This window comes from Slackia piriformis YIT 12062, assembly GCF_000296445.1.
Taxonomy (GTDB): Bacteria; Actinomycetota; Coriobacteriia; order Coriobacteriales; family Eggerthellaceae; genus Slackia; species Slackia piriformis.
Window position 1 is genome coordinate 381273 of sequence record NZ_JH815198.1, and the last position, 24949, is coordinate 406221.

26 protein-coding genes are annotated in these 24949 nt (G+C 59.0%); 12 read left to right on the forward strand and 14 right to left on the reverse strand.

What is annotated here, in order from left to right; genetic code table 11:
• Positions 1–29: 29 nt before the first annotated feature.
• The gene (locus HMPREF9451_RS10035; protein WP_232204083.1) at positions 30–1649 is read left to right on the forward strand and encodes an ATP-binding cassette domain-containing protein; all 1620 of its coding nucleotides are present in this window, start codon (positions 30–32) and stop codon (positions 1647–1649) included.
• Positions 1650–1705: 56 nt separating this feature from the next.
• Here the strand turns inward: HMPREF9451_RS10035 and HMPREF9451_RS01695 are convergent, their stop codons facing one another.
• The 5 genes from HMPREF9451_RS01695 to nrfD all read right to left on the reverse strand — a co-directional run bounded on the left by HMPREF9451_RS01695 (position 1706) and on the right by nrfD (position 5048).
• Complete coding sequence (locus HMPREF9451_RS01695) at positions 1706–2002, reverse strand: CxxCxxCC domain-containing protein (protein ID WP_009138569.1); 297 nt, start codon at positions 2000–2002, stop codon at positions 1706–1708.
• A gap of 117 nt (positions 2003–2119) precedes the next feature.
• Positions 2120–2527 carry a hypothetical protein gene (locus HMPREF9451_RS01700; RefSeq protein ID WP_148508455.1) on the reverse strand — a complete coding sequence of 136 codons (408 nt, stop codon included), beginning with the start codon at positions 2525–2527 and terminating at the stop codon, positions 2120–2122.
• A 261-nt stretch (positions 2528–2788) separates the two neighbouring features.
• Complete coding sequence (locus tag HMPREF9451_RS01705) at positions 2789–3733, reverse strand: slipin family protein (protein ID WP_009138571.1); 945 nt, start codon at positions 3731–3733, stop codon at positions 2789–2791.
• Positions 3720–4157 (reverse strand): GntR family transcriptional regulator, encoded by a 438-nt coding sequence (locus HMPREF9451_RS01710; RefSeq protein WP_009138572.1) that lies wholly within the window; start codon positions 4155–4157, stop codon positions 3720–3722. The genes HMPREF9451_RS01705 and HMPREF9451_RS01710 overlap by 14 nt, the downstream gene beginning before the upstream one ends.
• A 21-nt stretch (positions 4158–4178) precedes the next feature.
• Positions 4179–5048, reverse strand: coding sequence for an NrfD/PsrC family molybdoenzyme membrane anchor subunit (gene nrfD / locus HMPREF9451_RS01715; protein ID WP_009138573.1), 870 nt, complete (start codon positions 5046–5048; stop codon positions 4179–4181).
• 338 nt (positions 5049–5386) lie between these two features.
• On the opposite strand from nrfD, the gene HMPREF9451_RS01720 reads away from it, so the two are divergent.
• From HMPREF9451_RS01720 to HMPREF9451_RS01740, 5 genes are all read left to right on the forward strand, one after another.
• The gene (locus tag HMPREF9451_RS01720) at positions 5387–6169 is read left to right on the forward strand and encodes a DmsC/YnfH family molybdoenzyme membrane anchor subunit (RefSeq protein ID WP_009138574.1); all 783 of its coding nucleotides are present in this window, start codon (positions 5387–5389) and stop codon (positions 6167–6169) included.
• 12 nt (positions 6170–6181) lie between these two features.
• On the forward strand, positions 6182–8677 hold the full coding sequence (locus HMPREF9451_RS01725; RefSeq protein ID WP_009138575.1) for a molybdopterin-containing oxidoreductase family protein: 2496 nt from the start codon (positions 6182–6184) through the stop codon (positions 8675–8677).
• Positions 8678–8693: 16 nt separating this feature from the next.
• Positions 8694–9356 carry a 4Fe-4S dicluster domain-containing protein gene (locus HMPREF9451_RS01730; RefSeq protein WP_009138576.1) on the forward strand — a complete coding sequence of 221 codons (663 nt, stop codon included), beginning with the start codon at positions 8694–8696 and terminating at the stop codon, positions 9354–9356.
• Positions 9357–9435: 79 nt separating this feature from the next.
• Complete coding sequence (locus HMPREF9451_RS01735) at positions 9436–10233, forward strand: TorD/DmsD family molecular chaperone (RefSeq protein WP_009138577.1); 798 nt, start codon at positions 9436–9438, stop codon at positions 10231–10233.
• Complete coding sequence (locus HMPREF9451_RS01740; protein ID WP_009138578.1) at positions 10230–10925, forward strand: hypothetical protein; 696 nt, start codon at positions 10230–10232, stop codon at positions 10923–10925. The genes HMPREF9451_RS01735 and HMPREF9451_RS01740 overlap by 4 nt, the downstream gene beginning before the upstream one ends.
• Here the strand turns inward: HMPREF9451_RS01740 and HMPREF9451_RS01745 are convergent.
• Both HMPREF9451_RS01745 and HMPREF9451_RS09780 read right to left on the reverse strand, forming a co-directional pair.
• Positions 10904–11509: a hypothetical protein gene (locus HMPREF9451_RS01745; protein ID WP_148508457.1), complete on the reverse strand. Its 606-nt coding sequence runs from the start codon at positions 11507–11509 to the stop codon at positions 10904–10906. The genes HMPREF9451_RS01740 and HMPREF9451_RS01745 overlap by 22 nt on opposite strands.
• Before the next feature lie 38 nt (positions 11510–11547).
• Positions 11548–11904 carry a hypothetical protein gene (locus tag HMPREF9451_RS09780; RefSeq protein WP_148508459.1) on the reverse strand — a complete coding sequence of 119 codons (357 nt, stop codon included), beginning with the start codon at positions 11902–11904 and terminating at the stop codon, positions 11548–11550.
• A gap of 521 nt (positions 11905–12425) precedes the next feature.
• On the opposite strand from HMPREF9451_RS09780, the gene HMPREF9451_RS01755 reads away from it, so the two are divergent.
• Positions 12426–14222, forward strand: a complete 1797-nt coding sequence (locus HMPREF9451_RS01755; RefSeq protein ID WP_009138581.1) for a DUF3825 domain-containing protein — start codon at positions 12426–12428, stop codon at positions 14220–14222.
• Positions 14223–14374: 152 nt separating this feature from the next.
• On the opposite strand, the gene HMPREF9451_RS01760 is transcribed toward HMPREF9451_RS01755, so the two are convergent.
• The 4 genes from HMPREF9451_RS01760 to HMPREF9451_RS01775 form a co-directional block, all read right to left on the reverse strand.
• The gene (locus tag HMPREF9451_RS01760) at positions 14375–15430 is read right to left on the reverse strand and encodes an alcohol dehydrogenase (protein ID WP_009138582.1); all 1056 of its coding nucleotides are present in this window, start codon (positions 15428–15430) and stop codon (positions 14375–14377) included.
• A gap of 11 nt (positions 15431–15441) precedes the next feature.
• Positions 15442–16023 carry an RNA 2',3'-cyclic phosphodiesterase gene (thpR, locus tag HMPREF9451_RS01765; protein ID WP_009138583.1) on the reverse strand — a complete coding sequence of 194 codons (582 nt, stop codon included), beginning with the start codon at positions 16021–16023 and terminating at the stop codon, positions 15442–15444.
• Between the two features lie 276 nt (positions 16024–16299).
• Positions 16300–17277: a choloylglycine hydrolase gene (gene bsh, locus HMPREF9451_RS01770; RefSeq protein WP_009138584.1), complete on the reverse strand. Its 978-nt coding sequence runs from the start codon at positions 17275–17277 to the stop codon at positions 16300–16302.
• Positions 17278–17382: 105 nt separating this feature from the next.
• A complete protein-coding gene (locus HMPREF9451_RS01775) occupies positions 17383–18144 on the reverse strand; it encodes a metallophosphoesterase (protein ID WP_009138585.1) in 762 nt (253 codons plus the stop codon).
• Between the two features lie 161 nt (positions 18145–18305).
• Between HMPREF9451_RS01775 and HMPREF9451_RS01780 the strand changes: the two genes are divergently transcribed.
• Complete coding sequence (locus tag HMPREF9451_RS01780; protein ID WP_009138586.1) at positions 18306–19199, forward strand: hypothetical protein; 894 nt, start codon at positions 18306–18308, stop codon at positions 19197–19199.
• A gap of 347 nt (positions 19200–19546) precedes the next feature.
• Here HMPREF9451_RS01780 and HMPREF9451_RS01785 read toward each other — a convergent pair whose 3' ends face one another.
• Positions 19547–20980 carry an FAD-dependent oxidoreductase gene (locus tag HMPREF9451_RS01785; protein ID WP_040625936.1) on the reverse strand — a complete coding sequence of 478 codons (1434 nt, stop codon included), beginning with the start codon at positions 20978–20980 and terminating at the stop codon, positions 19547–19549.
• A gap of 357 nt (positions 20981–21337) precedes the next feature.
• Between HMPREF9451_RS01785 and HMPREF9451_RS01790 the strand changes: the two genes are divergently transcribed.
• Complete coding sequence (locus HMPREF9451_RS01790) at positions 21338–22420, forward strand: hypothetical protein (RefSeq protein ID WP_009138588.1); 1083 nt, start codon at positions 21338–21340, stop codon at positions 22418–22420.
• The gene (locus HMPREF9451_RS01795; protein WP_009138589.1) at positions 22396–22755 is read left to right on the forward strand and encodes a hypothetical protein; all 360 of its coding nucleotides are present in this window, start codon (positions 22396–22398) and stop codon (positions 22753–22755) included. Before HMPREF9451_RS01790 ends, HMPREF9451_RS01795 begins: the two co-directional genes overlap by 25 nt.
• Positions 22756–23174: 419 nt before the next feature.
• Here HMPREF9451_RS01795 and HMPREF9451_RS01800 read toward each other — a convergent pair whose 3' ends face one another.
• Complete coding sequence (locus HMPREF9451_RS01800) at positions 23175–23381, reverse strand: prevent-host-death protein (RefSeq protein ID WP_009138591.1); 207 nt, start codon at positions 23379–23381, stop codon at positions 23175–23177.
• Between the two features lie 179 nt (positions 23382–23560).
• Positions 23561–23953, reverse strand: a complete 393-nt coding sequence (locus HMPREF9451_RS01805; protein WP_009138592.1) for a DUF4079 family protein — start codon at positions 23951–23953, stop codon at positions 23561–23563.
• 191 nt (positions 23954–24144) lie between these two features.
• On the opposite strand from HMPREF9451_RS01805, the gene HMPREF9451_RS01810 reads away from it, so the two are divergent.
• Both HMPREF9451_RS01810 and HMPREF9451_RS01815 read left to right on the forward strand, forming a co-directional pair.
• On the forward strand, positions 24145–24444 hold the full coding sequence (locus tag HMPREF9451_RS01810; RefSeq protein WP_009138593.1) for a hypothetical protein: 300 nt from the start codon (positions 24145–24147) through the stop codon (positions 24442–24444).
• Between the two features lie 115 nt (positions 24445–24559).
• Positions 24560–24946 (forward strand): hypothetical protein, encoded by a 387-nt coding sequence (locus HMPREF9451_RS01815; RefSeq protein WP_009138594.1) that lies wholly within the window; start codon positions 24560–24562, stop codon positions 24944–24946.
• Positions 24947–24949: the final 3 nt, after the last annotated feature.

A 24949-nucleotide genomic window follows, 5' to 3' on the forward strand; every position in this document is an offset into this window, starting at 1 on the left:
ACGGCCGCAAAGGAGACTTTTTCTCTGGCGTGACCGTGGTGGTTGCAACGATGGCGCTGCTGTTTATCGGCAGCGCCATTGCCGCCATTGTCATTGGCGGCATTGCGCATTTCGGGGAAGCGGCCACCTCCGAAGAGGTGCTTTTTTCGCTGCGCATGAGTGTGGTGACTTCCACTGTTTCAACGGTGCTGTGCCTTGCGCTCGCGCTGCCGACGGCTTACGCGCTTTCGCATGTGAACATGCCTTTCAAGCGCGTTGCGGAAGTCTTGATGGAGTTGACGCTTTCATTGCCGTATATCTTGCTGGGGTTTGCGCTGCTTCTTATTTTTTCCTCGCCGTTTGGCAAAGCGCTGCGTGAGTGCGGATTCGCGGTGGTGTTCGAGCCTGTCGGCATCGTGTTCGCGCAGCTCATTGTCAACTTGCCGTTTGCCATTCGTATGGTGCGCACGGTGTTTGCCGATGTAAATCCACGTATGGAATTCGTGGCGAAGACGCTCGGCGCCATGCCGTTCGACGTGTTTCGCACCATCATTGTGCCGCAATGTCGCAATTCGATCATCTCCACGTTCGTGCTTACGTGGGCGCGCGGTATGGGAGAGTTCGGCGCCACATTGATGCTTGTGGGCGTGACGCGCATGAAAACCGAAACGCTGCCAGGCAGTATCTACCTGAGCATTTCCACGGGCAACAATGATATAGCCATGGCGACGGCCATGATCATGCTGCTGCTTTCGGCGGCAACGCTGGTGATTTCGAACGTGCTGAACAGACCTGCTGCCGCTTCGCGTGTCGCTGCATCGACGAGTGCGAACTCCAAACGCGCGAAAGAGGGCTTCCTCCAGAAGGCGAGGCACGGTTTTGCCAATCGCTTTGGCGGGTCGAAGCTTGTGCAGAGGCTTCTCTCGCGCCGCCCTTCGGGATGGATGCAGGGCAATGCGCCAGGGAGCGTTCGCGTCGAAGGTCTGATGGTGCGCCGTGGGTCTTTTCAGCTGAACGTAGAAGAACTTTCCATTGAGCCGCGTGAGGTTTTCGCGATTCTAGGCTCCACCGGCTCGGGCAAGACGGTGCTCATGGAGTCGATTGCGGGCGCGTTTCCTTTAAGCGAAGGCCGCATCCTGCTTGACGGCAAAGACGTGGAAACGCTTCCCGTGCAGCAGCGCCACCTGGGCATCGTGTATCAGGATTACGCGCTGTTTTCCCATATGAGCGTTTACGACAATATTGCGTACGGATTGCGTATGAACGGATGCGCCGCGTCGGAGGTCCACGAGCGCGTGGGGGAGATGCTCGAGCTCTTTGGCATCTCCCATATTGCGGATAGGTACCCGGGCGTTATCAGCGGCGGGGAATCGCAGCGTGTCGCGCTGGCGCGAGCGCTTGTACTCAAGCCGGGCATCATGCTGATGGACGAGCCGTTTTCGGCGCTCGATCCCGCTACGAAAAAGCGCATGTACGAAACGTTTCGGCGTATACACGAGCGCTTCGATTGCACCATCGTGTTGGTGACGCATGACTTCAACGAGGCTCAAACGCTTGCCGACAGGGTAGGCATCGTGATTGATGGCCGCCTGCGCGTTGTTCGTCCCGCCAAAGACCTGTTCGAAAACGAATCCGATGAAGACGTGCGCTTCTTCTTGGGGATGGAGTAATGCCGACGCGACGCTGAGGACTCATGGGTGTTGGGATGCGGATGTTTGCCAGGCGGTCAGCGCTCGCGGAAGAGGCGTGCATAGGCGCACCCTTCGGGAAGATGGTCTGCGAACAAGGCATGGCGCAAGGTGACGCGGTTACATTGCGTACAGGTGTCGAATCGGTTTTTGTATATGGAGCAACGGCGCGTTTCCACGTCCAAAAACTCGCAGGGCGCGGCGTAGTCTATGATCACGTCGCCGTCCTCGTCTACTTCGCGCATGAAACAGCAGCGCCCGCATTGGTCGCACAGGTCGTCCCATATCGGGCGGTATTTCAAATAGCGGGCAATGATGGTCCAGGGCGGAAGCATGGCTCTCTTTCGGAAAAAAGGAGGGGTCGGTGCGGCATCGGGCGGCGTATGAAGCCGCGCGCCATTATGGCGCGGTCCCGACTGCCGGTGCGAAATCAGCGGCTTTGCTATGCAAGGTCAGCGAAGAGCGGCTTTCTTAGCGCGCTTTTTCAGGATCGCCATGCGAACAAGGCAGTACACAAGGTAGACAGGGCCGATAATGTAGCCGAGGGACAAGGCGATGCCGAAAAGAATGACTTGGACGACGATGACGATCAGGCAGCTTACGATCCATCCGTCAAGGAGGCGGTCCCTGGCACATTTGAGGGCATGGTAGCTCAGAGGCAGGAAGAGGGCCCATAAAAAGCTCACGACGAAAAGCAGGACCGAAGACGCGCTGGCCGCCATGGCGGCCTCATCTTGCGTGTAGCCTTGCTCGACCAGATAGCTGATGTAGCTTCCGTCGATAGAGGGGCTGAGGAGCATGAAGGCCATGCAGCCGCCGATTGCTATTCCCACGACGGCACCGATGATGAGGTTTCGCACGAGCATACGCTTTATTTCGAGATATTCCGTCAACAGAATCGTTCTTTCGCGGTTCGTCCGACGCGGGGACGGCGTTCCTGCGTCGGATGGCCTCGGTCGATGCGGGGCCTGGCATCTTGCGGCGCTTGCGTGTTTTGGGTCGCGAGCCTCGCAGGGCACTTCAAGGATACACCACCGTACAAGTCGTCGCGCTTCCGAAACGGAGAGGGCACAGCCTGCGCGGCGCGGTCCTGCCTGCAGTAGGACCGCAAGGCGTGCGGTTTAGCGCGCGGGGCGGGAGGGCTTGAAGCCTTCGGAATAAGCGCTCGGTATGACGAGGGTCCCGTTGGATTCCTTGACTCCTTCGTTGAGAAGGTGCATGGAGCGCAGTTCGAAGGCCATGTCGTCTTCGCGGTAGATCTCGGTTGCTTCCAGAAGCATGGCCGCGACGTCTTTCTCCACTTCCGCCAAGATGATGCGGGCGTCTTTTTCGCGCTCGGCCTTGGCCGCAGCGGCCATGTCGCGTTGGAGTTCTTTGGGAATGACGATGTCGCGAATTTCGACGGAGATGATGGAGATGCCCCAGGGGCCCGCCTTCTCTTCTATCTTGTCGCGCAATTCCTGGTCAAGTTTGTCGCGGTGCACCGTGATGTCCGAGATGCTTTTGCGACCTATGGCGTCGCGCAACGCCGTCTGGGCCGCCATGGATACGGCGTCGTAGTAGTTCTCGACCTCCATGCAGGCTTTTTCAGGATCCCATACCATCCAGAAAACGGCGGCATCCACGTCCACGGGAACCAGGTCGCTCGTTAAGGTTTCTTCGGCGCCGAAGCCTGTCAGCATGGTTCTCATGTCGGCACGCAGAACGGCTCGCTCTACGAAGGGAATCGTGAAATACAGCCCGGGCCCCTCGACGCGCTTGAACGTTCCCAGGCGCAGCACGATGACGCGCTCCCACTGGGTTGCCACATGGACCGACGACGCGGCCAGCACGGCCATGAAGAACCCGAAGCACAGCGTCCAGATGTCCACCCCTCCGACGAAAAGGGCGGCAAGGGCCGTCGCCGTCACGAAAGAGACGGCGAAGACGAAGGCCGAGAACACGGTGCCCGTGTTGTCGTCGACGTGGCGCGTGCGCGGCGAATTGATGGACTCGATTTCCGAGTAACGGGAATTGGCCGCTCGAGAGCCCGGCGCGGATCCCTTCTTCTTGCTAGACGGTTCCATAAGACTGCCTTTCTTCCTCCGCCTCGTATGCTTTGGATTCCATGTCGTCTATCATGCGCGCCACGTGGGCATGCACTTCCTTGTACGTCATGCCTTTGGAGCGGTATTGGCGTATACAGCTCTCCAGGAGCGCGTCGATGGCGCTTTCTTCCTCGTCTTGGATCGAGACGTTTTTCTGGACGAACATGCCGCGCCCGCGGATGGATGCGATCAGGCCGGAAAGCTCCAGGTCTCGGTAGGCTTTCGTCACGGTGTTGTAGTTGATCTTGGCATCGGCCGCAAGGCTTCTCACGCTGGGCAGCTGCTCGCCCGCCTGAAAGTGTCCGGTGCGGATCAGGTAGGCCATGCGGTTGCGCAGCTGCGCCCATATGGGCAGGTCCGACGTCTCGTCGACGCGAAAGAGGATAGTATCGGGGCTGGTCACTCGTTCACCTTTTCATGTGTATCAACGTATTCCGCAAGCTACGACGACGGCGCGCAGGATGAAGCATCCCAAGAGGCAGGCAGCGTCCGCCGCCGGGATAGTCCTGCATTCGGCGCGCGTGAGGGAGTAGGCTTCGAGCGCCGCCGGGACGGCCATTCCGAAGCCGACGACTCCCAGGGCGATCGTCGCCGTCATGTCCTGCTGCATAATCAGACTCTTCGCCGCCGTAGCGGACGGGTCGTCGAATACGTGCAGCATGAACAGCGTGAAAAATGCCCCCTCGCCGGCAAGGCAGGCAAGGTGGGCCTTTTGCAGAGGCTTGGCCGCCTTAAGCAGGCGTGCACGGCCCTGCGCCACCCAGTCAATCAGCAGCACCGTCGAGATGCCGGCGGAAAGCGACGAGAACACGAACAACGCCACAAGCGTCCACGTGCTCCATGCGGGCATGCCGCTTTCGAAAAGAAAGACGCCGGTGTATCCCATGGTAGCAAGCGCGCCGAGGCAGCAGAGCGCCTCGAGCGTCGTGAAAAGCCCCTTCGGCAGACGGGGTTTTCCAAGCAGGCTTGAGCTTGCCAGGACGGCGGTGACGCCCGCCTCGACCGAGAGCGTGAAGGCTCCGAAGGTGAGAACCGTGGGGTGGGGGCGCAAGAACACGAGCAGCGCCCGCTGCGGTGACCCCAGGTCCCAGAGCAAGCACGCCATGGCGAAGGCGAGCATGATGAACCCTGCCGCGTACACGTGCTTTCGCATGGTATCAAACGCTGCGGCGAAAAGCGGGTTTTGCAGCCTTTCCGATCGCCTTGCTGCAAGGCTCCAGATAGATGCGACGAAAAGCGCGCCTGCTGCCGCACCTCCAAGGAACAGATAGGTTATAACAAGTGGTCCGTACATGCATGCCTCAAGATAGGTTCCGATCGCGATTCGCCCTTCATTATTCCACAAATGCCGACTGCAGGCGCCGGCGCGTCTTCGCGGCGAGGAACGGGCGTGCGAACGAAGCGGCCCGTTCCGTAAATGCCGTTGCTTTTCTTTCGAGGCGACATATTGACTGACATAGTGAATCACTTTACTATTTCACCAATGAACGATGCCGTGGGAGGACAGCTGTGAACGGCGGTGTCGTGCTAAGGGCGCGAATTCGATCGGTTCGCGTGAAGGGGAAACGTCGAACGGCGGCTTGCGACGTTCAAACGCCGGTTCGACATGAGACTCGATAACGAGGTGTTGCAATGATTTCTGAGTTTCCGTTGTTCTGCTTCACCACATTGGCGGGCTTGGCTGCCGGCGCCTATGCGGTGAACGCCTTCTTCCCGGCAGGGAAGGATTCGAAGCGCGCCTGGCTGTTCCCGCTGGCGTGCATGGTGCTTCTGGGCGTCGGCCTGATCGGCCTGCCGTTGCACCTAGGCCGTCCCGAGCGCATGTTCATTGCGCTGACCCACCCGTCCGCCATGATTGCTCAGGAGGCGTATTGGTCCATGGCGTTCGGCATCGTGCTTTTGGCCGACACCATCCTTCTCAAGGTGAAGGGCTCCACCCCGCGCGCGCTTCGCATCGCGGGCGCGATTTTCGGCGTCGTCCTCACGGCGGTCATGGGAAATGCCTATTTCGTTTCCCTGGCCATTCCCGCCTGGTCTTCGTTTGCGACGTTCCCGTTCTTCATCCTGGGCGATATCGCCATGGGCGTCACGATGGTTGCCCTGTTTGACTACCTGGTCGCCAAAGATTGCGAGGACCGTCTTGGAAAGTCCTCCAACTTCTTGCTGGCCGAGGCCGTATCTGCTCTTGTCGCGGCTCTGGCGATCGCCGTCGAGGGCTTCCAGTTCTCCGGCGCCGGCCTGAGCGTCGTTCCGTTCGTCGTTGCCGCCGTGGTCGCTCTTGCAGCGGCCGGTATTGCCTTCGCGGCTCGCATGGGCAAGGTGTCCGACCAGATTTCCGCATGGGGCTGCTTCGCGGCTCTGTTTGTGGCCGTCGCTATCGCACGCTACGCATTCTATGCGGCATGCGTACTCTAGGAGGGGAAAAGAATGACTGATAACGCAATCTCCAACGCCGCCGGTCAGCGCGGTTTCTCTCGCCGCTCCTTCATCAAGGGCGCGGCGGTTCTCGGTGCCGCCGGCGCTTTGACCGGATGCTCTGCCGGAAACGAAGGCCTCGAGCCCGCCGTCGACGCGTCCAAGGCCGGCCAGGAGCAGATTTTCTCCGGCGCGTGCCGCTCCCAGTGCGTCCAGGGCTGCTACCTGAACGTTCATGTGCGCGACGGTCAGATCGTGCGCACCACCGCAGGCGACATCGCCGAGGAGCGCCGCTACAACCGCATCTGCCCTAAGGGTCTTTCCCATCCCGCCCGCGTGTACAGCGCCGAGCGTCTGAAGTACCCCATGCGTCGCGTGGGCGAGCGCGGCGAGGGCAAGTTCGAGCGCATTACCTGGGACGAGGCAATCAAGGAGATCACCGACAAATGGAAGGGCTACCGCGAAGAGTTCGGCCCGGAATCCATCGCGTTCTTCCTGGGCTCCGGTAACACCGGCCTGCTTGGCGGCGGTACCGCCGACGGCTCCGTGTTCCAGCATCTTCAGACCGTCATGGGGGCTTGCAGCGTTCTGCCCGACCGCGACATCGCGTTCCAGGACCGTATGATGAAGATGTTCGGTCCCGGCTCCGCCATGAGCGACCCCAGCCAGTGGGCGAAGGCCAACCACGTTGTCATATGGGGCACCAACCCCACCGTTTCCTGCAAGCAGATGATCCGCTTCTATCTGGATGCGAAGGAAGCCGGCGCGAAGTTGACCTGTATCGACATCCAGTACAACACGAACGCGTCCAAGTCCGACTGGTTCCTCCCCGTGCATCCCGGCACCGACGGCGCCATGGCGCTCGGCATTCTGCGCGAAGTCTTCGACAACGGCTGGCAGGATACCGAGTTCGTCCGCGCCCACACCGACGCCCCCTTGCTGGTCAAGGAGGACAACACTTTCCTGCGTCGCAGCGATCTTGGCATCGCTCCCGAAGAAGGCCCGGTCAACCCGCGCACCGGCAAGCCGACCGTCATCGATCCTGAGATCGTGTGGGACGAAGAGACCCAGTCTGCCGTGCCCGCCCCGCAGGCGGCCAAGCCTGCGCTCGAGGGCGTGCCTGAAGAGGTGGAGGGCTTCAAGGTCCGCACTGTCTACAGCATGCTGGTCGACCGCATCAACGAATGGACCGTCGAGAAGGCGTCCGAAATCAGCGGCGTCTCCGTCGAGGACATCAAGACCCTCGCTCGCATGTACGGTCAGGAGGGTCCCGTCACCACGTGCATGAACCAGGGTCTGAACCACTACTTCAACGGCATCTACACCTACGAGTGCATCTTCGCCCTCATGCTTTTGACCGGTAACTTCGGCAAAGAGGGTGCAGGCCTCGGCTCCGGCGGCGGCCAGTTCGGCGTCAGCAACGCGGCGGGCTGCGTCAACCAGCCTAGCAACAAGGGCGAAAAGCCCATGGGGCCCGGCCGCAATCTCAACTGGACCGCTATGTACGACATCGTGCATAACCAGGAGCTCGTCGGCAAGCCCTTCCCGCTGAAGTCCCTGTACTGCTCCTGCACCAACATCGTGTCGAACCAGACCGAGCAGAACGAGACGAAGAAGATGCTCAGCGAGGTCGATTTCCTGGTGGTCCAGGAGATGACCATGAACGACACGGCCCTGTATGCGGACATCCTGCTGCCCGCGTGCCATTGGTTCGAGACCGAAGACCTCCGCGTCCGCGCGTACAACATGCCCTACCTCGTCTACAACGAGAAGGCGGCCGAGCCCCTCTACGAGAGCAAGCCCGACTTCGAGATTTACAAGGCTCTGGGCACCGCGATGGGCTATGGCGACTTCTTCGATTTCGACGCGAAGGACTACATCAACCTGTGGCTCGACAGCCCCGTCGCCAAGAAGGAGGGCATCACCTACGATACCCTGCGTGAGACCAAGGTCGCCCGCAACCATCAGCTTCCCGTGATTGCATGCGAGGGCGGCAAGTTCCCGTTCCCCAACGGACGCGCCCGTTTCTGGCAGGAGAAGATCGTTCCCGACTACGATCTCGGCCAGGAGATCGACGAGAGCAAAGAGCATCTCATGCTGTACTGGGAGCCTGCGCGCGAGGCGAATCTCGACGCCCCGATCCGCGAGAAGTATCCCTTCACGGTTCTCGCGGAGCACATGCGCACGCGCAACCACACCCAGTGGTGGGATGTCGACTACATGAAGGAGTTCGAGAAGCAGCCGATAGCCCGCTTCAACCCGGATGACGCGGCTAAGCTGGGCATCGTCGAAGGCGACACGGTTCGCCTGTACAACGACCGCGGCACGATGACGGTCGTCGCCGTCATCAGCGCGGGTCAGCAGCCCACTACCATCGCATGTCCGCGCAGCTTCTTGACGCGCGAGCATATCGATGGCGACTTCGCGACCATCTCCTTCAACGATTACAACCAGGTCAGCAGGAACCAGTGCTACTTCGACCAGGCCGTCGCCGTCGAAAAGCTGTAAGGAATAGGTGATACACATGACTCGATATGGAATGGCTATCGACCTGAACCGCTGCGTCGGCTGCCAGGCGTGCGCGACCGCGTGCAAGATCGCTAACAACCTGCCGAAGGCGATTACCTACAACACGGTGTACACCAAGACCGACACCGATCCCGACACCTTCGGCACCGCCGTCGTCCACGGAGCCATCGCCAATGACAGCGCGGGCGGCGAATGGCCCAACTGCACGCTGAGCTTCCTGCCGGTCCAGTGCCAGCACTGCGACAATCCGTCCTGTCTGGCCGTATGCCCGACGGGTGCGACGAAGAAGCGCGAAGACGGCATCGTGTGGGTCGACAACTCCCTGTGCATCGGCTGTCGCGCCTGCATCATGGCTTGTCCGTACGACAACGTCCGTTCCTTCGTCGAAGGAGAGCCCGAGTACTACCTCGATGTCGTCGTCGGCGAGGCCGACGCTCCCACTCACGAGGCCGGCACCGTGGAGAAGTGTACGTTCTGCCACAATCTGATCGACCGCGGCGAGGTTCCCGCATGCATGCAGCTGTGTCTGGCGGGCGCCCGCTTCTGGGGCGATCTCGACGACCCCGAGTCCGACGTCAGCAAGGCCATCGAAGGCCGCACGTATCGCAAGCTGCGTGAGGGCGAGGGTACGGCCCCGAACGTCTTCTACCTGGAGTAATCACGACGTTTATCCTCTGATGTCGCAGGGCCCGTTCGCGGGCCCTGCGGTTTTCGCGGACGCGTAAGGAGATATTGATATGGGAGATAGCATCGATCGCGAACTGCATCGCGCCGTAGGCCTGGCCGATTTGGCGTCGCTGTGCTCGGCGGCATTTCAGTTCCCGACGCCCGAACTGGCCGCTGCGCTTAAGGACGGTTCTTTTCTTTCGGACTGGCGCGCGTGCATTCTAGACGTATGCGGGCGCGTGTCCGAGGCCGACGAGGCTTTGCTCGCCTTTTGCGACGAGGCGTTTCATGCCGAAGGCACCGATTGCGCTACGATGCGCCGCGAATACAGCCGCCTGTATCTCGCGCCCGGCTCGAAGGTGCCGGTGTGGCCGTACGAGAGCTGTTTTCGCCATCGCGCCGCAGGGGCGAGCGGCGTGCCCAGCCTTTTTCGCAGCCAGATTGCGCTCGCGGTCGAACGCTCCATGCACGAGGCGGGGGTCGCTCCCGTGAAAGAGCACCAGGAGCCGGGCGACAGCGTGTTTCGCGAACTGGATTTTCTGGCATACCTGCATGCCGCCGAGGGCGAGGCGCTGCGCGTAGGGGACGAAGACGCCCGCAGCGCGCATCTCGGACGCCTTGTCCGCTTTGCGACCGATCATGCGCTTCCCTGGATACCTGATTTCATGGCTGCTACGGAAGAGTTGGCGGATTTCGCCGTGTATCGCGCATTCGCCCGCCTGGGCGTTCGCTACCTTGCGGAGCTTCGCGCGCTTTCATGCAATGCCGGCGCTTCGGTTTCCTGCACAGCGTCCGGCAATGGCTCCTCTTGCGCCGCTTCGGCTTCCGCCAGGCGTTCCTGCGTCGACTGCGGGGAGGCGGACGAATGATGCCGGCTATTTTCGCGTGCTCTCTGGCATGCACGGTGCTCTTCGCGGTGTTCGCCGGCCCTGCCATCAGAAAGAATCCTTGGGTATGCTACGTGCCGGCGGTCGTCCTGATGGCGATGTATTGGGCCGGTGCTGCGGGCATGCTGCCTCAGGGGCTGCGTGAAATAGCCTTCTTGCTCATGCAGAAGGGCACGCTTGCCATGGCGCTGTTCACGGTGGTCATGTTCGTTGGCGTGTTTCCGCGCGGTTCGAAGGCCCGTTTGCGCCTGGGCGCGGCGCGGGCCGAGCTTTCCATCGCCGCATGTCTTATGATCTGCGGGCATATGGTCGCATACGCCGCTTCATATGTGCCGCGGGCTTTCACCGTCGGCTTCTCCAATCCGTTTGTCGTCGCCGGCTTGCTGCTGGCCGTTGTGCTTGCGGTGCTGACGGCGGTGCTGGGAGTCACGTCCCTCTCTCGCGTGAAGGCGCGCATGGCGGCGGCTGCGTGGACCAGGGTGCAAAAGCTCGCCTATGTGTTTTACGGCGCCTCGTACGCGCATGTGCTCGCGATGCTTTTGCCGAGTGCGCTCGGCGGGGGCATCGCCGCCTTGCAAGGCGTTGTCGTGTATACGACGGTGTTTGCGGCGTATGCCGCGTTGCGTATCGCGCGCGCCGTGGCCGACCGCGCTCAGCGTAGCGGTCGGGCCTGAAGCGCGTCCCCGTCCACCTCTAAGCTTTCAAGCGGGAAGGCGCGGCTTACCTTCACGGCGGAAGCGGCACGATGGTGTCCGTTGGCGATTGTCCGCTGCAGCAACGACTTGGGCTGCCCTGGCTGTGCGAGCGAGACGATTTGCGTGTCGGCAAGCGCATATTTAATTTCGTCGGTTTTCGGCATATTCTTTGCAGAGGATTTCGCCGAGTTGCGCTGGGCGTTCTTGGCGTGGATCGAACGCACGAAAGCGTGGTTGTTCGCTTCGTCGGAATCGTGGCTCAAGGCACACAGAGCACCGTAGGAGAAGTTGGAAAGGGCGGGAACGTCGGGGATGAGGTCGCCCGAGTTCTCATCGGCGACCAGGCTCACGAGGCCTCCGCCGTCTTTCAGCATGGATTTCAGCATGTTGTAGGCGAGCGCGGTCGTGAAGCGGGGATTCGTCTTCATGGTAAGTGGGGAGACATCAACCGGCACGATTTCCAAAAGGGCGGTCAAGTCGTCTTGGGTCGTGTCGCCTGTCGCATGCAGCACTTCCATGAGCAGGCCTTCCGCGCTCCTCTCGTCTCCAGTCGTCTTTGTCATGGTGCCTTTGGCCCATACTTTGCATGTCTCGTTGCCCATCAGATGGGTCGGTGTGCGTAGCCGGCAAAGCCCAGCACCGTGCGGCTCTGCCCGTCGACGGCATAATTGAGCGCGGAATCCACCAGCGCGTCTACCGCAGGCATGGCCGAGGCGGGGTTGGCAAGCTGGCCTGGACGGCTGCGCCGCTGGAGAAGTCGAGGCCGTTTGAATCGTCGACGTCGTGGTTGCCGTTGATGACGAAGAATTTCGTATCGGCGCCTGCGGCCTTGAGCTGCCCGCGCGCCGCGACGATTTTCGCATGCGTCTCTTCGTGGCGGTTTTTCCTCGCTTACCCATGCTCTGCTCATATTGCCCGCGAGATACGCCGCGCCAACTTCGGCGATGGCTATTTTCACGAAGCCCCTCCTGCTTGTGGAATTGGCCGTACGGGCGATCCGGCCCATTGTCTCTCCTTCGGTCTGTCGGCGTATTGCGTCGAACGGAACTATATCGGCTACAAATCATGGCGTGTTCGTGTCAGGAGGGCGTAAGACGAAGGCGAGATTGCGGTGCGTTTCTTGAGGGGTGTTTGTCAAATTCGCGCAAGGCCGAAGGCCGCAGAGTCCACTGTCGGTCGCGTGTCCTGCGGCCGGCTCTATCTCGCTTGCCAGCCGCGTGTCCTGCTGAAGGCTTCGTCTCGCTTGCTGGCTGTGCGTCCTGCTGCTGGCTGCATGCATCTCCGGTCTCTTTGCCGGGGTTCTTGAAAACGGCGTATATACTGAAACGAGGGAGGCGACCGGCGCGTATGGGAAGAAGCCGGCGCTTGCTGAGGCGGGGTGGGCGCTTGCGAAGAGCCGGCTGCCGATAGACGATGGTCGGCGCTCGACCCGCAGCACGACGTTCGATCCGCCGAGCATGCTATTGAAAGGAACGGTTGATGGAAGAAATCATGCAGGAAGAAACAATCTTGAGCAGCGAGGATCGGTTGGTTATCAGAAGGGCCGCTGATTCTTCGAAATACCAGGATTCGCCTGTTCCCGCAGAGCTTATCGAGGCTCTTTCGGACGATTTGACTAGCTTCGTCTTCGTTCCCTATTCCACCAAATCCAAGCTTTCGAGCCTGTATGGCCCGGGACTGGATTTCGTCGCTCTCGTGAGTGCGGACTGGAAAGAGGCGTACGAACGGGGCGTTTTGCGCATGCACAACGAAAGGACCATCAGTTTTCCGACGCATATTGAAATGGCGAACGGAGAGGCCGTAGAGGTTTCGATTGCTCAAAACTTGCAGGAGGGAGCCCTTCCATGGTTTCTGTCCTACGTTCCCGTTGTCGAGCATATGAAGTTGCGTCGTGACATCGAAGGCGATGCTTCGGATGAGGGTCCGAAGGCTCCGTATGCGAAAAGTTCGCTGCCGCCGTTGTTCGAGCGCGGTTTTGAAGCCATGCAGGAATCGGAGGATTATCTCGTTGGCCCGGTGCCTCAAAGCGTCGTCGAAGAGCTCGAATCTTTTGCCGACAGCCTTTCTTCATTTGCCTGGGTGGCTCAAAGGTGGAGCGAGAAAATTGCCGAATGCGCAAAGGACGACATAGACGTTTTGGCCCTGCTGGACCGCGATTGGAAGTTCGCGTTGTCGAACAGGGTTCTTCGCTATTACGAAGGAAAGGTCATCTTTCCGGTAAGTATTCTAAGGGACGATAAAGAAACGCTGGTGGAGGTGTCTCTGAAGCGTGATAGGGAGGCCGACCGTCCGGGCGTCATGCCGTGGCATGTTTGCTTCGTGGACGATTTCCCTCGCCAGAAAGTGCGCGCTGGACGGGCGCTTACGGATTGGGCGTACCTTGGCAACATGGATGCCCTCGTCGAGAATCTGTCCGAGTTCGCTCTTGATGAGAAATGGGGCTTCGAGCGAGATGGCGAGCCGAAGGAATACTCTATTCTGAAAAGCTACCTCACCTACACGTTTTACCGACTTCAGTCCGAAGGAAAAGTGCTGGAGGACGAGGAGAAAGGGATTGCCGCCTTCAATACCGGGCTCGTCGATCCGACGTACGAGGCGATCTATGCCTGCTTCTCGCCTTCGAACATGGAGCAGCCCTGGCGCTTCGAAGCGTTTTGCAAGGCGGGCTCGAAGATGTGGGGCAAGAAGCTGGTCGCATCCTTCGATCCTCTTCCGCAGAGGGCTGCATACTTCGAGAAGAAAGAAGACCTGCTTTTCGACGGGAATAGGACTCTCCAAAGAGACGTGGATCATATTCTTCTCGACAACATCGACCGCTTGCCTGAGGCTTTCCTGGCCGAAGAGCTTCGTGGGGCGGACGATGCCATAGAAGCGCTTTCAAGGGCCGTGAACGCTCAGGATGAAAGTTCGAGGAGGGGCGCGTACGACGAACTGCGTGATGCTGTGGAATCGAACGTGAGGATAAAACGCCGACTGATAAACAGGCTTGATGACGCGATTGAGCTCGCTCAGAAGAGGGTCGAATGGAATTTCAAGACTGCCGTGCCGGCGTTTTATCCAACGAAGAACACCATGAGCTTGCTGCTTCCGCTTGATCTTACCGAAAACGACCAGCCCGATGTCGCCCTTGTGGTGGAGCTGATGGAATCCGGGGCCTATATAGGGCAGACGATTCTGACCATGAAGATGGCCTATAACAATGCAAGGCTTATCTGCAGGCCCGATAGCGATTGGCTCAATACATCGTTGCGCGTCTCGGATGAAGAGGAGGGCTAGAAAACGGTTGCTTCGGGCGATCGGCAACGAGGCAGCGTTGCTCGAAAGCTAATCAGGCATGACGGTTTGATACGTTTCGTCCGTTCGGCATGTGTCGATTGCGCGGGGAGGGGCGCAATGCGCCCCTCGGCCCGCCGCCGTCTCTCTTAGACCTATCTTTTCTTCCATGGCGTGATGATCATTTTCAAACAATCGTCCTCGCGCGCTTCGAAGGCGCGGTATGCCTCCAGAATGTCGTTGAGAGGGTAGCGTTTCGAGACGAGACAACTTGTGTCGATGCGGCCGTCTTTGACGAGCGACATGGTCTTGTCCAGGTTGTTTGCGTCTACTCCTCCTGTTTTGAACACGAGATTTTTGCCGTACATCTCATGCAGGGGGAGAGTTTGCGGCCCTTCGTACATAGCGGCAATAACCACTACGGCGTTGGGACGGGCGATGCGCCAGGCCATTTCGAAGGTGTTCGATCCGCCGGCGGCCTCCACCACGGCATCGGCGCCTCGGCCTTCCGTCAAACTGCGCACGGCGGCCTCGACGGCGGCGAGGTCCATTTGGCTCGCGTCGATCGTTTCGTCGGCCAAACCACGTTCTTTGGCCAGAGCTAGACGTTTCGCGTCGATGTCGATCGCGATGATGTGCTCGGGTTCGGCGAGTTTTGCGCACATCATGGTGGCAAGCCCTACCGGTCCCGCGCCGATTACGGCCACGGTGCAGCCGGGCTCGAGCTCGGCGATTTCGGCGCTCCATTGACCCGTTGCTACGATGTCTCCCAAGAAGAGCGCATCTTCATCCGCCACGTTGTCAGGAATGATGCTGCAAGTTTGTTCGGCAAAGGGGACGCGCACGAACTCCGCTTGGCAACCGTCTATGCGACAGCCCAGCTCCCATCCGCCTTGTACGCAGTTGTTCACCCAGCCGCGTTTGCAGTAAAAGCATTCGCCGCAAAACGTCTCGCAGCTTACGGCCACGCGGTCGCCGGGAGCCAGTTTCGTTACGCTTTCGCCCACCTGTTCGATTACGCCCACGAATTCGTGCCCCAAGACGGTATTCGGCAAGGCCCGCGGCACGGCGCCGTGGATGATGTGCAAATCGCTGGTGCAGATGGTCGAGAGCGAGACCCGCACGATCGCGTCGCCCGGTTCGAGAACCTCGGGTTCGGGGCGCCGCTCAATGGCGATGTTTCCATGTCCGTCATGTACCAGGGCTTTCATGCTGTTCTCCTTTATTGTGGGGATGGGTAGTTTTGTTCGGGTGCGGCTTGTGGGCTTTGACGTGCAGGTTCGAGGTCGACCCCGTATAGTTCCTCATACGATGCGCCTTCGCTCGAAAGAGTGCTTTTGAACAGCGCGATGTGCGTTGCGCGCGTTGGACCGGGGAAGGGTAGCGGCGGAAGGTCTCCTTTGGGGATGCGTGCTCGCCGTGCAAGGGTTATATGCGCGAGGAAAGGCTTGTCGTCGAAGGAGATGCCGCGCGTGCGCAGCTCTTCGCGCAGACACTCTGCAAGATTTGCCAGGTTGGGGTCTTCGGCGAGTCCGAGCCAGAACGTGGCGTCGCTGCTTCGTCCGAATTTTCCTAGCCTATTGGGCAGCAGGGTGATATCCCTCACACCTGCGGCCGATTTATCGATCGCCTCTTCCACGTCGGGTAGCGCAGACGCTGGCACGTTTCCTAGGAAGGCCAGGGTGACATGGCGGTTCTCGCGCGGGGTAAATCGCCCGGGCATGAATGCGCGCAGTGGCCTTACGAGGTCCGATATTTCGTCTTGCATGATTGGCGGTATTTCAAGGGCGATAAAAAGTCTCATGTCTGTCTTTCGGGTCAAGATTCTTCCGATTTGCGGCCGAGAAGCTTTATCTTGCACCAAACTGCGTCGCGAAACTCGCAAAATGTACGAAACGTATCGATCGACCCTGATAGTGGCGGCCAATAGCGCGGTAGAGCGGTAATTTAATACGCAAAACAATAGAGAATGTAGATTATCTTTGAGCGCAATCTGTGGTCGACATCGTCGTTTGGTACGTTTCGTACAAAATTCGATAACGAACTTTGGTTTTCGTGCAAGATGGCGCTTTTGCTGCAGCTAGCGCACCTCTTCTTCGCCTCGGTACAGCGCGCGCGTTTGCAATTCCCTGCCGTCTAGGTCAAAGCTCTCGAACGGGAAAGCGCGGATTTCGAAATCGTCGTAGGTATTGGCGTAGTAGGTGTTCGTTGAGCTGGAGAATCCGCTGGTGAAAATGGTTTTCTCGAAATGTCCCTCGGCCGATTTTGCCGTGCCTTCCGTTATTTGCACGGATGCGAGGGTTCGGAAAAGACGTGCTACGTTTTCGCGCTCTGTCGTTTTGGCGGGATGGTGGGCGTTGGCGTAGGCCGCGCGCACGAAACGCGAAGGCGAGGAGGGGTCGCCCGGTATGCCTTGCATGCCGGCCCCGATGCCCCATGCGCGCAGTTCTTGCGCACCCCAGCTGCTTGGTCGCGGGCTTTCGTTGCTTGTGTGCAGATAGTTGTCCAGATTGGCGATGTGCCACGGTAGCTCGGGCGAGTTTGCCAGCACATCGGCGCGGTTCTCGTAGACGTGAAGACCGGCCTTGGTGCTTTCGACTACGATGCTGCGCGTGCTGTCGGCGATGAGCCAGTGCGGCAGCGATTCGGGCTGTCCCGGCTGCACGAGCGAGACGATTTGCGTGTCGGCAAGCGCGTGTTCAACTTCGTCGGTCGAGGCGAAATTGCGTGCTACCCACAAGGGGAATTCGAATGTGGCCACGCTGCATTTTCCTTCAACGGGCTCGTGCGGAAATGCTCCGCAGCGTGGGAAGTTGAGACCCGCCACGGCGAGGCCTGCTTCGTTGGCGCAGTCGAAATACATCGGTTTGCTGTCCATGATGCACCCCACGCCCACGACGGCGTAAGGCTGTTCGCTATGCGTTGCGCCCAATGCGTAGTCGTAGGCGAAGCCGCGCGGGGTTGCCAGGATTTTCTCGCCGTAGGATTCCATCCAATCCAGGTTGCGCCCGAAGAACAGGCCTCCGTTTTCATCGGTGAATCTTACGGCTGTGCACATGACGGTCTCCTTTTCGGCCGGGGCTCTTGCTGTCGATTGTGGCATGTTCGCAGCGCGACAGAAGCGTCGACGAAGAGTCGCTACCGTGCTGTTTTCTTGGCGCGGCTATAACCCCGGTCCCGAGTATGTGCCGGTGGATTCGTCGTACTGCAGAACGGGGATGCGTCCGGTTGCGACCGTCTGACCGTCGATATAGTAATGGGATGCGCCGTCGAACCAGATGTCGTGGTAGCCGGGAATCTCAGAGACGAATTCCGTGCTGATGTGGCCGGCGATGACGTCGAGCTCGAAGCGCTTGCCTTTGTAGTACGGCGACATGGACGTGAAGTATTCCTCGGGGGTTCCGATGCGCCATAGGTCGCCCGCGTCCTCGTCTATTCCTGCGTGGCAGAACACCTGGCCGAATTCCGTTTCGTAATAGTAGGGAAGGTTGCGAATCCAGCGTATGACGTCGGCGTGGCTTCTTTTCATATATTCGACCGTAAGCAGGTAGGCTTCTTCGAATTTTCTGCGTGAAAGTAGGTGCTTCACCTCGGCGAACTCGTCTTTGCTCAGGAAGCTTTGCGCGGTGGCAAGGCCTGTGTCTGCGAGCATCCATCCTTGCGTGAAACCAAGGTCTGCAGACGCCATGCCGATGTATTCCAACAGCATCTCCTCGTGGTTGCCGCGCAGGGCAATGACCTGGCCGGGAAATTCTTCCTGGAGGCCCATGATGCGGTGGTAGACGTCAAGGCTTGAAGGTCCACGGTCGCAGTAGTCGCCCAGCAGGACGAGCCTCGACGCGCCGTCGTCCAGGTTGACGTGTGCGAGGGCCTCTTCGAAGGACCCGATGAAACCGTGGATGTCGCTCATGGCGTAGATGGTCATGGTGCTCCTATCGCCTGGGGTTTGTGGCGGTTATTGTAGTGCATGGCGTTCTTGCTTGCGGTGTGGAGCCGGTGCTGTTTGCGCGGCTGTCGTGCGGGGTAATTCGGATACACTCTATCAAGATACAGCAGAGTATTTGCCGCAAGCCGAAAGGAGGCCGCATGCCGTGTTGCGAAAATGACAGGCTTGTGAAAGACGATCGGGGGAATTCGTTTCTCTATTGGTGGCCGCCTGCCGGCCGAGAGGGGGAGGCGTCTGACGTTGACCTCAAGACCATGGGGATCTCCCATGTTCCGGGCGAGCCGGCGGGAATTGCCATCATCCTCAAAGAGCCGGGAAAGGCAGGTGCCGACGATGTCACCAGGATGTTTCCGGAAGATGGGAGCATCGGGGAGGCGGGATACGGGGTTCCTTACGACTCTCTTAATGTGGCCTATAACCACGAATGGTGGACCTGCCTTTGCGATGAAGCGAGGAAGAAGCGCCACATAGAGGTTTGTTGCAAAGACGGCCGGGACGGGGGCTATAAGGGGCGGTGCGCACGGTATAGAAACCATTTCCGAAGCCTATGCAGCCTGGTTTCGCCCGCCGTCGACGTTTTCTCCGACGACGATGCCTTCCTTGAGCGCGTTTTCCTTGCTAACCTCCGCTATCCTTCGGAGTCCGGCGCGGTGGGGTTTTCGCTTGAGTCATCCTGCTATAAAAAGATGAACGAGACAGAGAAAGCCGATCGCTTTTTGGGCCTTGTGCGCTGGATGAAAGACTACTCGAGGGACAAACACAAAGTCGGTGCTGGGAAAGAGCTAGGGTATGTCTTCGTTCAGGCGGACCTGTACGAAGGGCTCGTGGGGCACTTTGGAATTCCAGAGAGCCGAAGCCGTGGATGCGTGGCCTATGCCAACAAGACTCACGGTGCCTTCTACCTTGAAGAATTCGACGTGTGGGTAATCGGCGACTACCACCCCCTGGCGCGGCACAGGCTCGACTTGGAGAAGAGCCGGGAGAACTTCGAGGCGATGAAGAGCGATTCAGTAAGCGTAATGAAGGCTGACTAAGCGCCTGCAAGATGGGGGCGGAATTATTCGATGGCGGGCATGCGGGCCCATTATCGAAGAGCGGAGGTTGTTCTTTCGGGTGAGGAGGGCGACTCAGCTATCAGAAGGCTGCACGGGCGGTCCCTGCTGATGTTTTCTCTTTCAGCTCGTACGCGGTCGCGTCGGATTCGGTTTCGGTCTAGTGTGCGCATTGGGGTGGTAATTAAAGCATGGGTCGTTTGCGCTTAGTAGTCGGATCAAGTGCCTATTTTATCTCGATATGCAAACGCGCTCCTCATGAGAGGAGCGCGCAGGGAGGGGTTTGTTTACGCAAGGAGCTCGGAGGAGCAGCCCTTGTTCGAGGGTTGCTAATCTTCCAGTCCTGCCAAACGGCGGCCAACAAGGTAGCCGAAAGTGAGGCAGCGGCCGTGGCTGATGGCGCTCATATGGTGGGGGTAGGTGCCGTTGAACATGCTTCCTGAGGCATTGCCGACGGCGTAAAGCCCCTCGATGACGCTGCCCTCCTGGGTGAGCACTTGGGAATCGGCATTGATGCGCAGACCGTTGACGGTTACGAGGCAGGCCCCGCTTTCCTCGATCGCGTAATATGGGCCTTCGGAGAGCGGGATGAGGTCATTGGTCTTTTTGCCGAAGTCGGTATCTTCGCCAGCTTCGCACAGCTCGTTATAGCGGGCGACGGTGGCAGAGAGATTTTCGGCATTGATGCCACAGGTTTTGGCCAGCTCGTCTAGGGAGTCGGCTTGGACAAGCACGTCTTTAATCGAGTCGTACATGTCTTCAGGGGTCCAAGGAGCTCCTCCTTTTGCTTTTTCCAGCGAAGCAAGAATATCGGTGCCAGAGAGCAGCACGAAGTCGTGGGCGCCAGGCTGGTACATGATCGCGTTGGACATGTATTCGAAGGAGAGGTTTTCGTTCACGAAACGCTGACCATTTTCGTTAACGCGAAGGAAGGCGAGCATGGCGCCGTTGGCTCGGGTGCCGGTCTTGGCGCCTGCAGGGTCGTTCATCAGGATATGGGGCCAGTCGTCTTCTGCGGCGCCGGCGGCTAGGCCCATGAGGATACCGTCGCCCGTATTGGTGGTCGTAGGGTTGGTCCAGGCGTAGACAGCCAGGTCACGAGGACGGATGCGCTGGGTGAGCATGTCCCAGTTGAATTCGTAGCCGCCTGTGGCCAACACCACGCCTTGCGAGGCTTCAATTTTGATAATGCCTTCGCTGCCTTTTGCGTACACGCCTTTTATCTTGCCGTCTTGCTGAATGAGCTGCACGGCGGGGGTGCTGAAGCGGATGTCGGCACCGTGGTTTTCGGCGCTTTTGAGGAGTTCCTCCACGAGCGAGGGGATGCCGTTTTCAACGCGCACGCCAGATCCCCAGGTGGTAACGCCGCAGAACTCGCTATTGCCGCTTTTGGCGGTAAAGGCGCCGCACTTATCCCCGACGGTGTCCATGGCCCAATCAAGAGCTTCTCCCGAACGCTCGCACCAGCGCTGCCATACGAAGCGATCGCATCGAAAATGGGCCGTCGAGAGCCCGTCGCTCATGAACGCTTGAGCGTCGAGGACGATGTCGCTTGCGGCGTGGGCACGGTCGCCGAAGGCACCTACCTCAGTACCACGAGCTGCGAAGGAAGAGCCCTTTTCGAGCACGATGGTAGAAAGGCCGTTCTCGCTTGCTGAGGCGGCTGCAGCTACGCCGGACATGCCCGCGCCGCATATTACAACGTCGCAGGAGAGCGTTTCGACCACCTCTTCGTCGGTGATGGGATCGGCTATGTAAGCCACTTCACTTTCCGCGGGTGGGAAAAACTCGAGGTTTGCGGCATTGGGCAGGAGCGTCTCGCTCTTCTCTGAGGCTTCGGCGCCTGCGGATGAAGCCTCAGTTGATGAACCTGTTGCGTCCGTGGACTTAGGAGCGCAGCCAGCTAACGATGCAGCTGCTGCTGTTGCACCGAGACATCCAAGACCGATAAAACTTCTGCGTGAAAGACTTTCTTTCATGACCCTCTCCTTTGCTTGGTCTCCCTCGAGCGGTTATAGAGGCGTGCGCTATACTGCTGAAAGGTATTTCTTGCGGGCGCGTCCCTCCGACCACCGGCCCGTTGCAGCGGGCATGGGGAAAGCTATCGAATGGGAGGGGTCATGTCATCTGACAAAATGGCCAAAAGTTGTGGCGAAGGCGTCTACCAAAAAGTAATACACGGTTTATCAGGGGTTTTCCTCGATAGAACCGCCCTCATGTACGTGCTGGGCCTTGCTGCCTTCTATGCATGGAATCTGACGGATATCTATGGATCGACGCTCATCGCCGAAGGCGATGGTGCGGGAACCCTCGGGGTGTCGACGCTCACCTCGTCTTTATGCAACGCCGCGAGCTATGTCCTCATTGCGGTCTTGCTTTCTCGGTGGCGGCATTTTTTCTTCATTGCCGTTATTGCTGCTTTTGTTGCTGGCGGCTCAATCGTTTGTTCGTGGGCGTTCTGGAGTCTCGGTATTGTCGGTCCGTTGGAGGCGATGCTGGCTTATAAGGGGATAACGAGGGTCTGCGCTGCCTTCGTCGTCGTTGCATGGGGCATGCTTTTTAGCGACCTTGAGCCTGCGGCGTTGGCGCGTAGGGCATTGGCCGCTTTTGTCGTTGCGTCGCTGGCTTACCTCCTAGTGGGCGCTACCGAAGGTGTTTTTCGATGCGCGCTGTTCGCCCTGATGCTTCCTGCGTCTATGATTCTGGCTCTTGTTGTCGGGCGAGGCAATCGGGGCGAAGTGCTGGATGCCAACGAAGGGGTTGGCCTTGCGAGGAAGTTCGTCTTGCTGATATGGCGCGTGCTGCTGGTGTTTTCCTTGTTTGGCATTGTGACATGGGTGATGATTCTTGAGGCTCAATCCGCGACGTCGGTTGTGCTTGCGGGGTCGTTCGTGGCCATTGCGTCTCTTGTCGGTATTGGCGGATTGTTCGTGGCGTCATGTTTTTCGGAAAGCGTTATCTCCAATCGTTATGTTATTAAGCTGGTACTGCCGCTTGTCATGATCGGCCTTCTTCTTGTTGCCGCCTTTGATAATTCGCGTGGTGCTGGTGTGGCCTTGGTGTCTGCTGGTTTTACCTGCTTTGACCTTTTCTGCTTTGTGGCGGTGGCCGATGCTTGCCATCAATGCAAAGTAAGGGCGGGTGCTGTTTTCGGGTGGTATAGGGCATTGGAGAGTTTATGCCTGTGCTTGCCATGGGGATAATGGCTTTTATGAGCTCTGCTGGTTTCGGCGATGCGGATTTTGCGCCATCGATTTTTGCCGTTGCGTGTTCGCTGGTGCTTGCTGTGGTGCTCGTGTTCGACCGCGGCAACATTATGGAGCGAGGCCGTCTTAATCCTTCGATTACTTACCCGCGAGCAGAAACGCTCTATTTTGCTCGTCAATGCGAAGAGGCCATTCGGAGATACGGGCTTTCATCGCGGGAGGCGGAGATCCTCAGCCTAGTGGTGCGCGGTCGGCAAGAGATGATCGATGCGATTGAGCAGATTGAAGTTGCCGTGTCTGAAGAGGCGGGTGGCTCGCATAATTGTCGCTGAGGGAGTTCGATTACCTCACGGGATGTGGTGGTGGAGCCAATGTCTGTCGACCAGGAGGGGCATGGCGCTTGTGCCTGCAAGATGAAAGGATGGGCATGGGCGGTTCTGGCGCGAACGACGTGAACAAAGGAACGCATAGCGCGAGGGGTAGTGTCGAATTGCGCAGGGAGTGCTTGACGAAAGCTACGAAGGTTGATTTCAAATCGCTCATCCGGCAACTGACAGTGAGGCGTGTAACGGTGCTGCTCTACTGTACTACGCCTCGCACCCACTCCACCACTCGTCGTAATTTACGGTTCCATCAGCTACGCCGGGCATTGTAGAGAGGAACTCGTCGCGCACTCCATCGATTCTGTCGAATCTTGCTATTGCTTCGGAATGGATTGCGAGGACGGCTTCGCGGGTAATCGTCGGTTCGCTTATTTTGCAAGCTCGGCAAAGACATTGGCATATTCGCCCATGAAGTCGATTGCTACGTCGACGACGTCCGTGGCAGCTGGTGTTGTGGCCGGTTGTATGACTACCCAGGGCTTGTTGTTCTTGAGAACGGTCGTCCTGTTGATTTTGGCGGCGACGCGCGAGAAGTTGTTCTTGGCCTCTGCGAGGGCCATGGTCAGTGCAGGCATGGTTTCTCCTGTCTTCTGGTTGCTGCGTCTCCTTTTAATATGGGCAAAATTAGGGCTATATAATAGGCCACTGTCAAATTCATGGCGGCAGGTGAGAATGACGAACCCTTGCGGGAAAATCAAGCGGTAATTGCCTTACGATATCGAGGGGAGCCTGTCCGGCGACGGCCTGAATTCGGCTATAGCCTTCCCATGACGGCGTGGCCGATGAAAAGAGCGAAACCCAGTGCGAAGAGAAAGACGTGCGTACCTGCCGCATGGGGGAGGCGCGCTCGGACAGGCGGCGCCATGCAGATGCCGGAAAGCGCGAACAAGACGATGGAAGCCCAGCCCATGACGTACGTTTCCGTGCGGGCGCCTGACGCATAGATGGTTGCTGAGATGCTGTGAACGATTCCGGCGGCAAGCAGGACGAAGCCGATGGAGCGATGGCGCCGATGCAAGCGTTCGAGCCGGTCGGCGGGTTGTTCCTTGCTCTTGCGGTTCAGGCGGACGGCTTGCGCCATGAGGGCGAGCAGGGCTCCGCAGGCTGCGAGGGCGCAAGCGATTTCGATAGCGAGGACGACGGTCATGGCGATGCTCCGTTTCGTTCTTGGCGGCATGGCGCGACGGCGGTGTGGCGCGCGACTGCGCTGCGTGATAGGAAATTGGTCGATGTGATAGTTAACCAAAGGAAACTTTATTTGGCGAGCGGATATTTTGGGCGGTCGGCGGGCGAGGATTGCGTGCTGCGAATTGATTGTGGGGAATTTTGGAGGTGGCTATGTTCAGTCGGTTTCTTGAATCCGAGCATCAGGCAAGAAAAGATGCCGTTGACCAGATGGTTCTGGATACTCATTCGAGGTGTATTCGCAACAGGGAGGCGCTACAACACGTTGACAGGTGCGGATGCTTTTACTGCCTGGCGATATTCGACCCGCAAGAGATAGAGGAGTGGATTGAAGACGAAGGCGGCGACACGGCGCTTTGCCCCCGTTGCGAAATCGACTCGGTCCTTCCCGAATCGGACGAGTATCCTCTGACGAAAGACTTCCTGCGGCGTATGTACGACCATTGGTTCTAACGCGGACGCCGTGCGGTTGCGCCGGCGGCAGGGCGGGGTGGGGCGTCGGTCGAAAATACCGGGCTTCGATTTCGTTGATTGGTATTTCGTGGGATGCCGAGAAAGGAAGACTCCTATGAGCCTAGGATACGGAGGCGCGGCCCGCCTTGTCCTCAGCGACGGGGAGAGCGCCGTCTATGCGTACGGGTGCACGAATTTGAACAGGGCGGATAACGACCCGTGCGAGGACGGCGAGATATACGTCGAGCTGCGGCCGATTGCGTCCGCATACGCTCCGAAGAGGACGAAGCGCTACCCGGACGGCGTCCCCATAGGGTCTGCCGAAAACGTCGATTACGGGAAGATGCTCGTCGAGGGGTCCCTAAAGGTGACGAACTGCTCGAACGCATCCGACATAGGCAGCGGTGGGGTGGACGTCCAGGCGTGGCCCCTTATCTTCAGGATCGCACTGAGAATCCAGCTGGACGGGGCGTTTCCTGCGGAGGTCTGGTATTTCAAATAAAGC

What these genes read in the sequence shown, in the direction of transcription:
- HMPREF9451_RS01695 (WP_009138569.1), bottom strand. Translation starts at nt 2,002, where the DNA reads ATGCTTCCGCCCTGGACCATCATTGCCCGCTATTTGAAATACCGCCCG.
- HMPREF9451_RS01705 (WP_009138571.1), bottom strand. Translation starts at nt 3,733, where the DNA reads ATGGAACCGTCTAGCAAGAAGAAGGGATCCGCGCCGGGCTCTCGAGCG.
- nrfD (WP_009138573.1), bottom strand. Translation starts at nt 5,048, where the DNA reads ATGTACGGACCACTTGTTATAACCTATCTGTTCCTTGGAGGTGCGGCA.
- HMPREF9451_RS01720 (WP_009138574.1), top strand. Translation starts at nt 5,387, where the DNA reads ATGATTTCTGAGTTTCCGTTGTTCTGCTTCACCACATTGGCGGGCTTG.
- HMPREF9451_RS01725 (WP_009138575.1), top strand. Translation starts at nt 6,182, where the DNA reads ATGACTGATAACGCAATCTCCAACGCCGCCGGTCAGCGCGGTTTCTCT.
- HMPREF9451_RS01730 (WP_009138576.1), top strand. Translation starts at nt 8,694, where the DNA reads ATGACTCGATATGGAATGGCTATCGACCTGAACCGCTGCGTCGGCTGC.
- HMPREF9451_RS01735 (WP_009138577.1), top strand. Translation starts at nt 9,436, where the DNA reads ATGGGAGATAGCATCGATCGCGAACTGCATCGCGCCGTAGGCCTGGCC.
- HMPREF9451_RS01740 (WP_009138578.1), top strand. Translation starts at nt 10,230, where the DNA reads ATGATGCCGGCTATTTTCGCGTGCTCTCTGGCATGCACGGTGCTCTTC.
- HMPREF9451_RS01745 (WP_148508457.1), bottom strand. Translation starts at nt 11,509, where the DNA reads ATGACAAAGACGACTGGAGACGAGAGGAGCGCGGAAGGCCTGCTCATG.
- HMPREF9451_RS01755 (WP_009138581.1), top strand. Translation starts at nt 12,426, where the DNA reads ATGGAAGAAATCATGCAGGAAGAAACAATCTTGAGCAGCGAGGATCGG.
- HMPREF9451_RS01760 (WP_009138582.1), bottom strand. Translation starts at nt 15,430, where the DNA reads ATGAAAGCCCTGGTACATGACGGACATGGAAACATCGCCATTGAGCGG.
- thpR (WP_009138583.1), bottom strand. Translation starts at nt 16,023, where the DNA reads ATGAGACTTTTTATCGCCCTTGAAATACCGCCAATCATGCAAGACGAA.
- bsh (WP_009138584.1), bottom strand. Translation starts at nt 17,277, where the DNA reads ATGTGCACAGCCGTAAGATTCACCGATGAAAACGGAGGCCTGTTCTTC.
- HMPREF9451_RS01775 (WP_009138585.1), bottom strand. Translation starts at nt 18,144, where the DNA reads ATGACCATCTACGCCATGAGCGACATCCACGGTTTCATCGGGTCCTTC.
- HMPREF9451_RS01780 (WP_009138586.1), top strand. Translation starts at nt 18,306, where the DNA reads ATGCCGTGTTGCGAAAATGACAGGCTTGTGAAAGACGATCGGGGGAAT.
- HMPREF9451_RS01790 (WP_009138588.1), top strand. Translation starts at nt 21,338, where the DNA reads ATGTCATCTGACAAAATGGCCAAAAGTTGTGGCGAAGGCGTCTACCAA.
- HMPREF9451_RS01795 (WP_009138589.1), top strand. Translation starts at nt 22,396, where the DNA reads ATGCCTGTGCTTGCCATGGGGATAATGGCTTTTATGAGCTCTGCTGGT.
- HMPREF9451_RS01800 (WP_009138591.1), bottom strand. Translation starts at nt 23,381, where the DNA reads ATGCCTGCACTGACCATGGCCCTCGCAGAGGCCAAGAACAACTTCTCG.
- HMPREF9451_RS01805 (WP_009138592.1), bottom strand. Translation starts at nt 23,953, where the DNA reads ATGACCGTCGTCCTCGCTATCGAAATCGCTTGCGCCCTCGCAGCCTGC.
- HMPREF9451_RS01810 (WP_009138593.1), top strand. Translation starts at nt 24,145, where the DNA reads ATGTTCAGTCGGTTTCTTGAATCCGAGCATCAGGCAAGAAAAGATGCC.
- HMPREF9451_RS01815 (WP_009138594.1), top strand. Translation starts at nt 24,560, where the DNA reads ATGAGCCTAGGATACGGAGGCGCGGCCCGCCTTGTCCTCAGCGACGGG.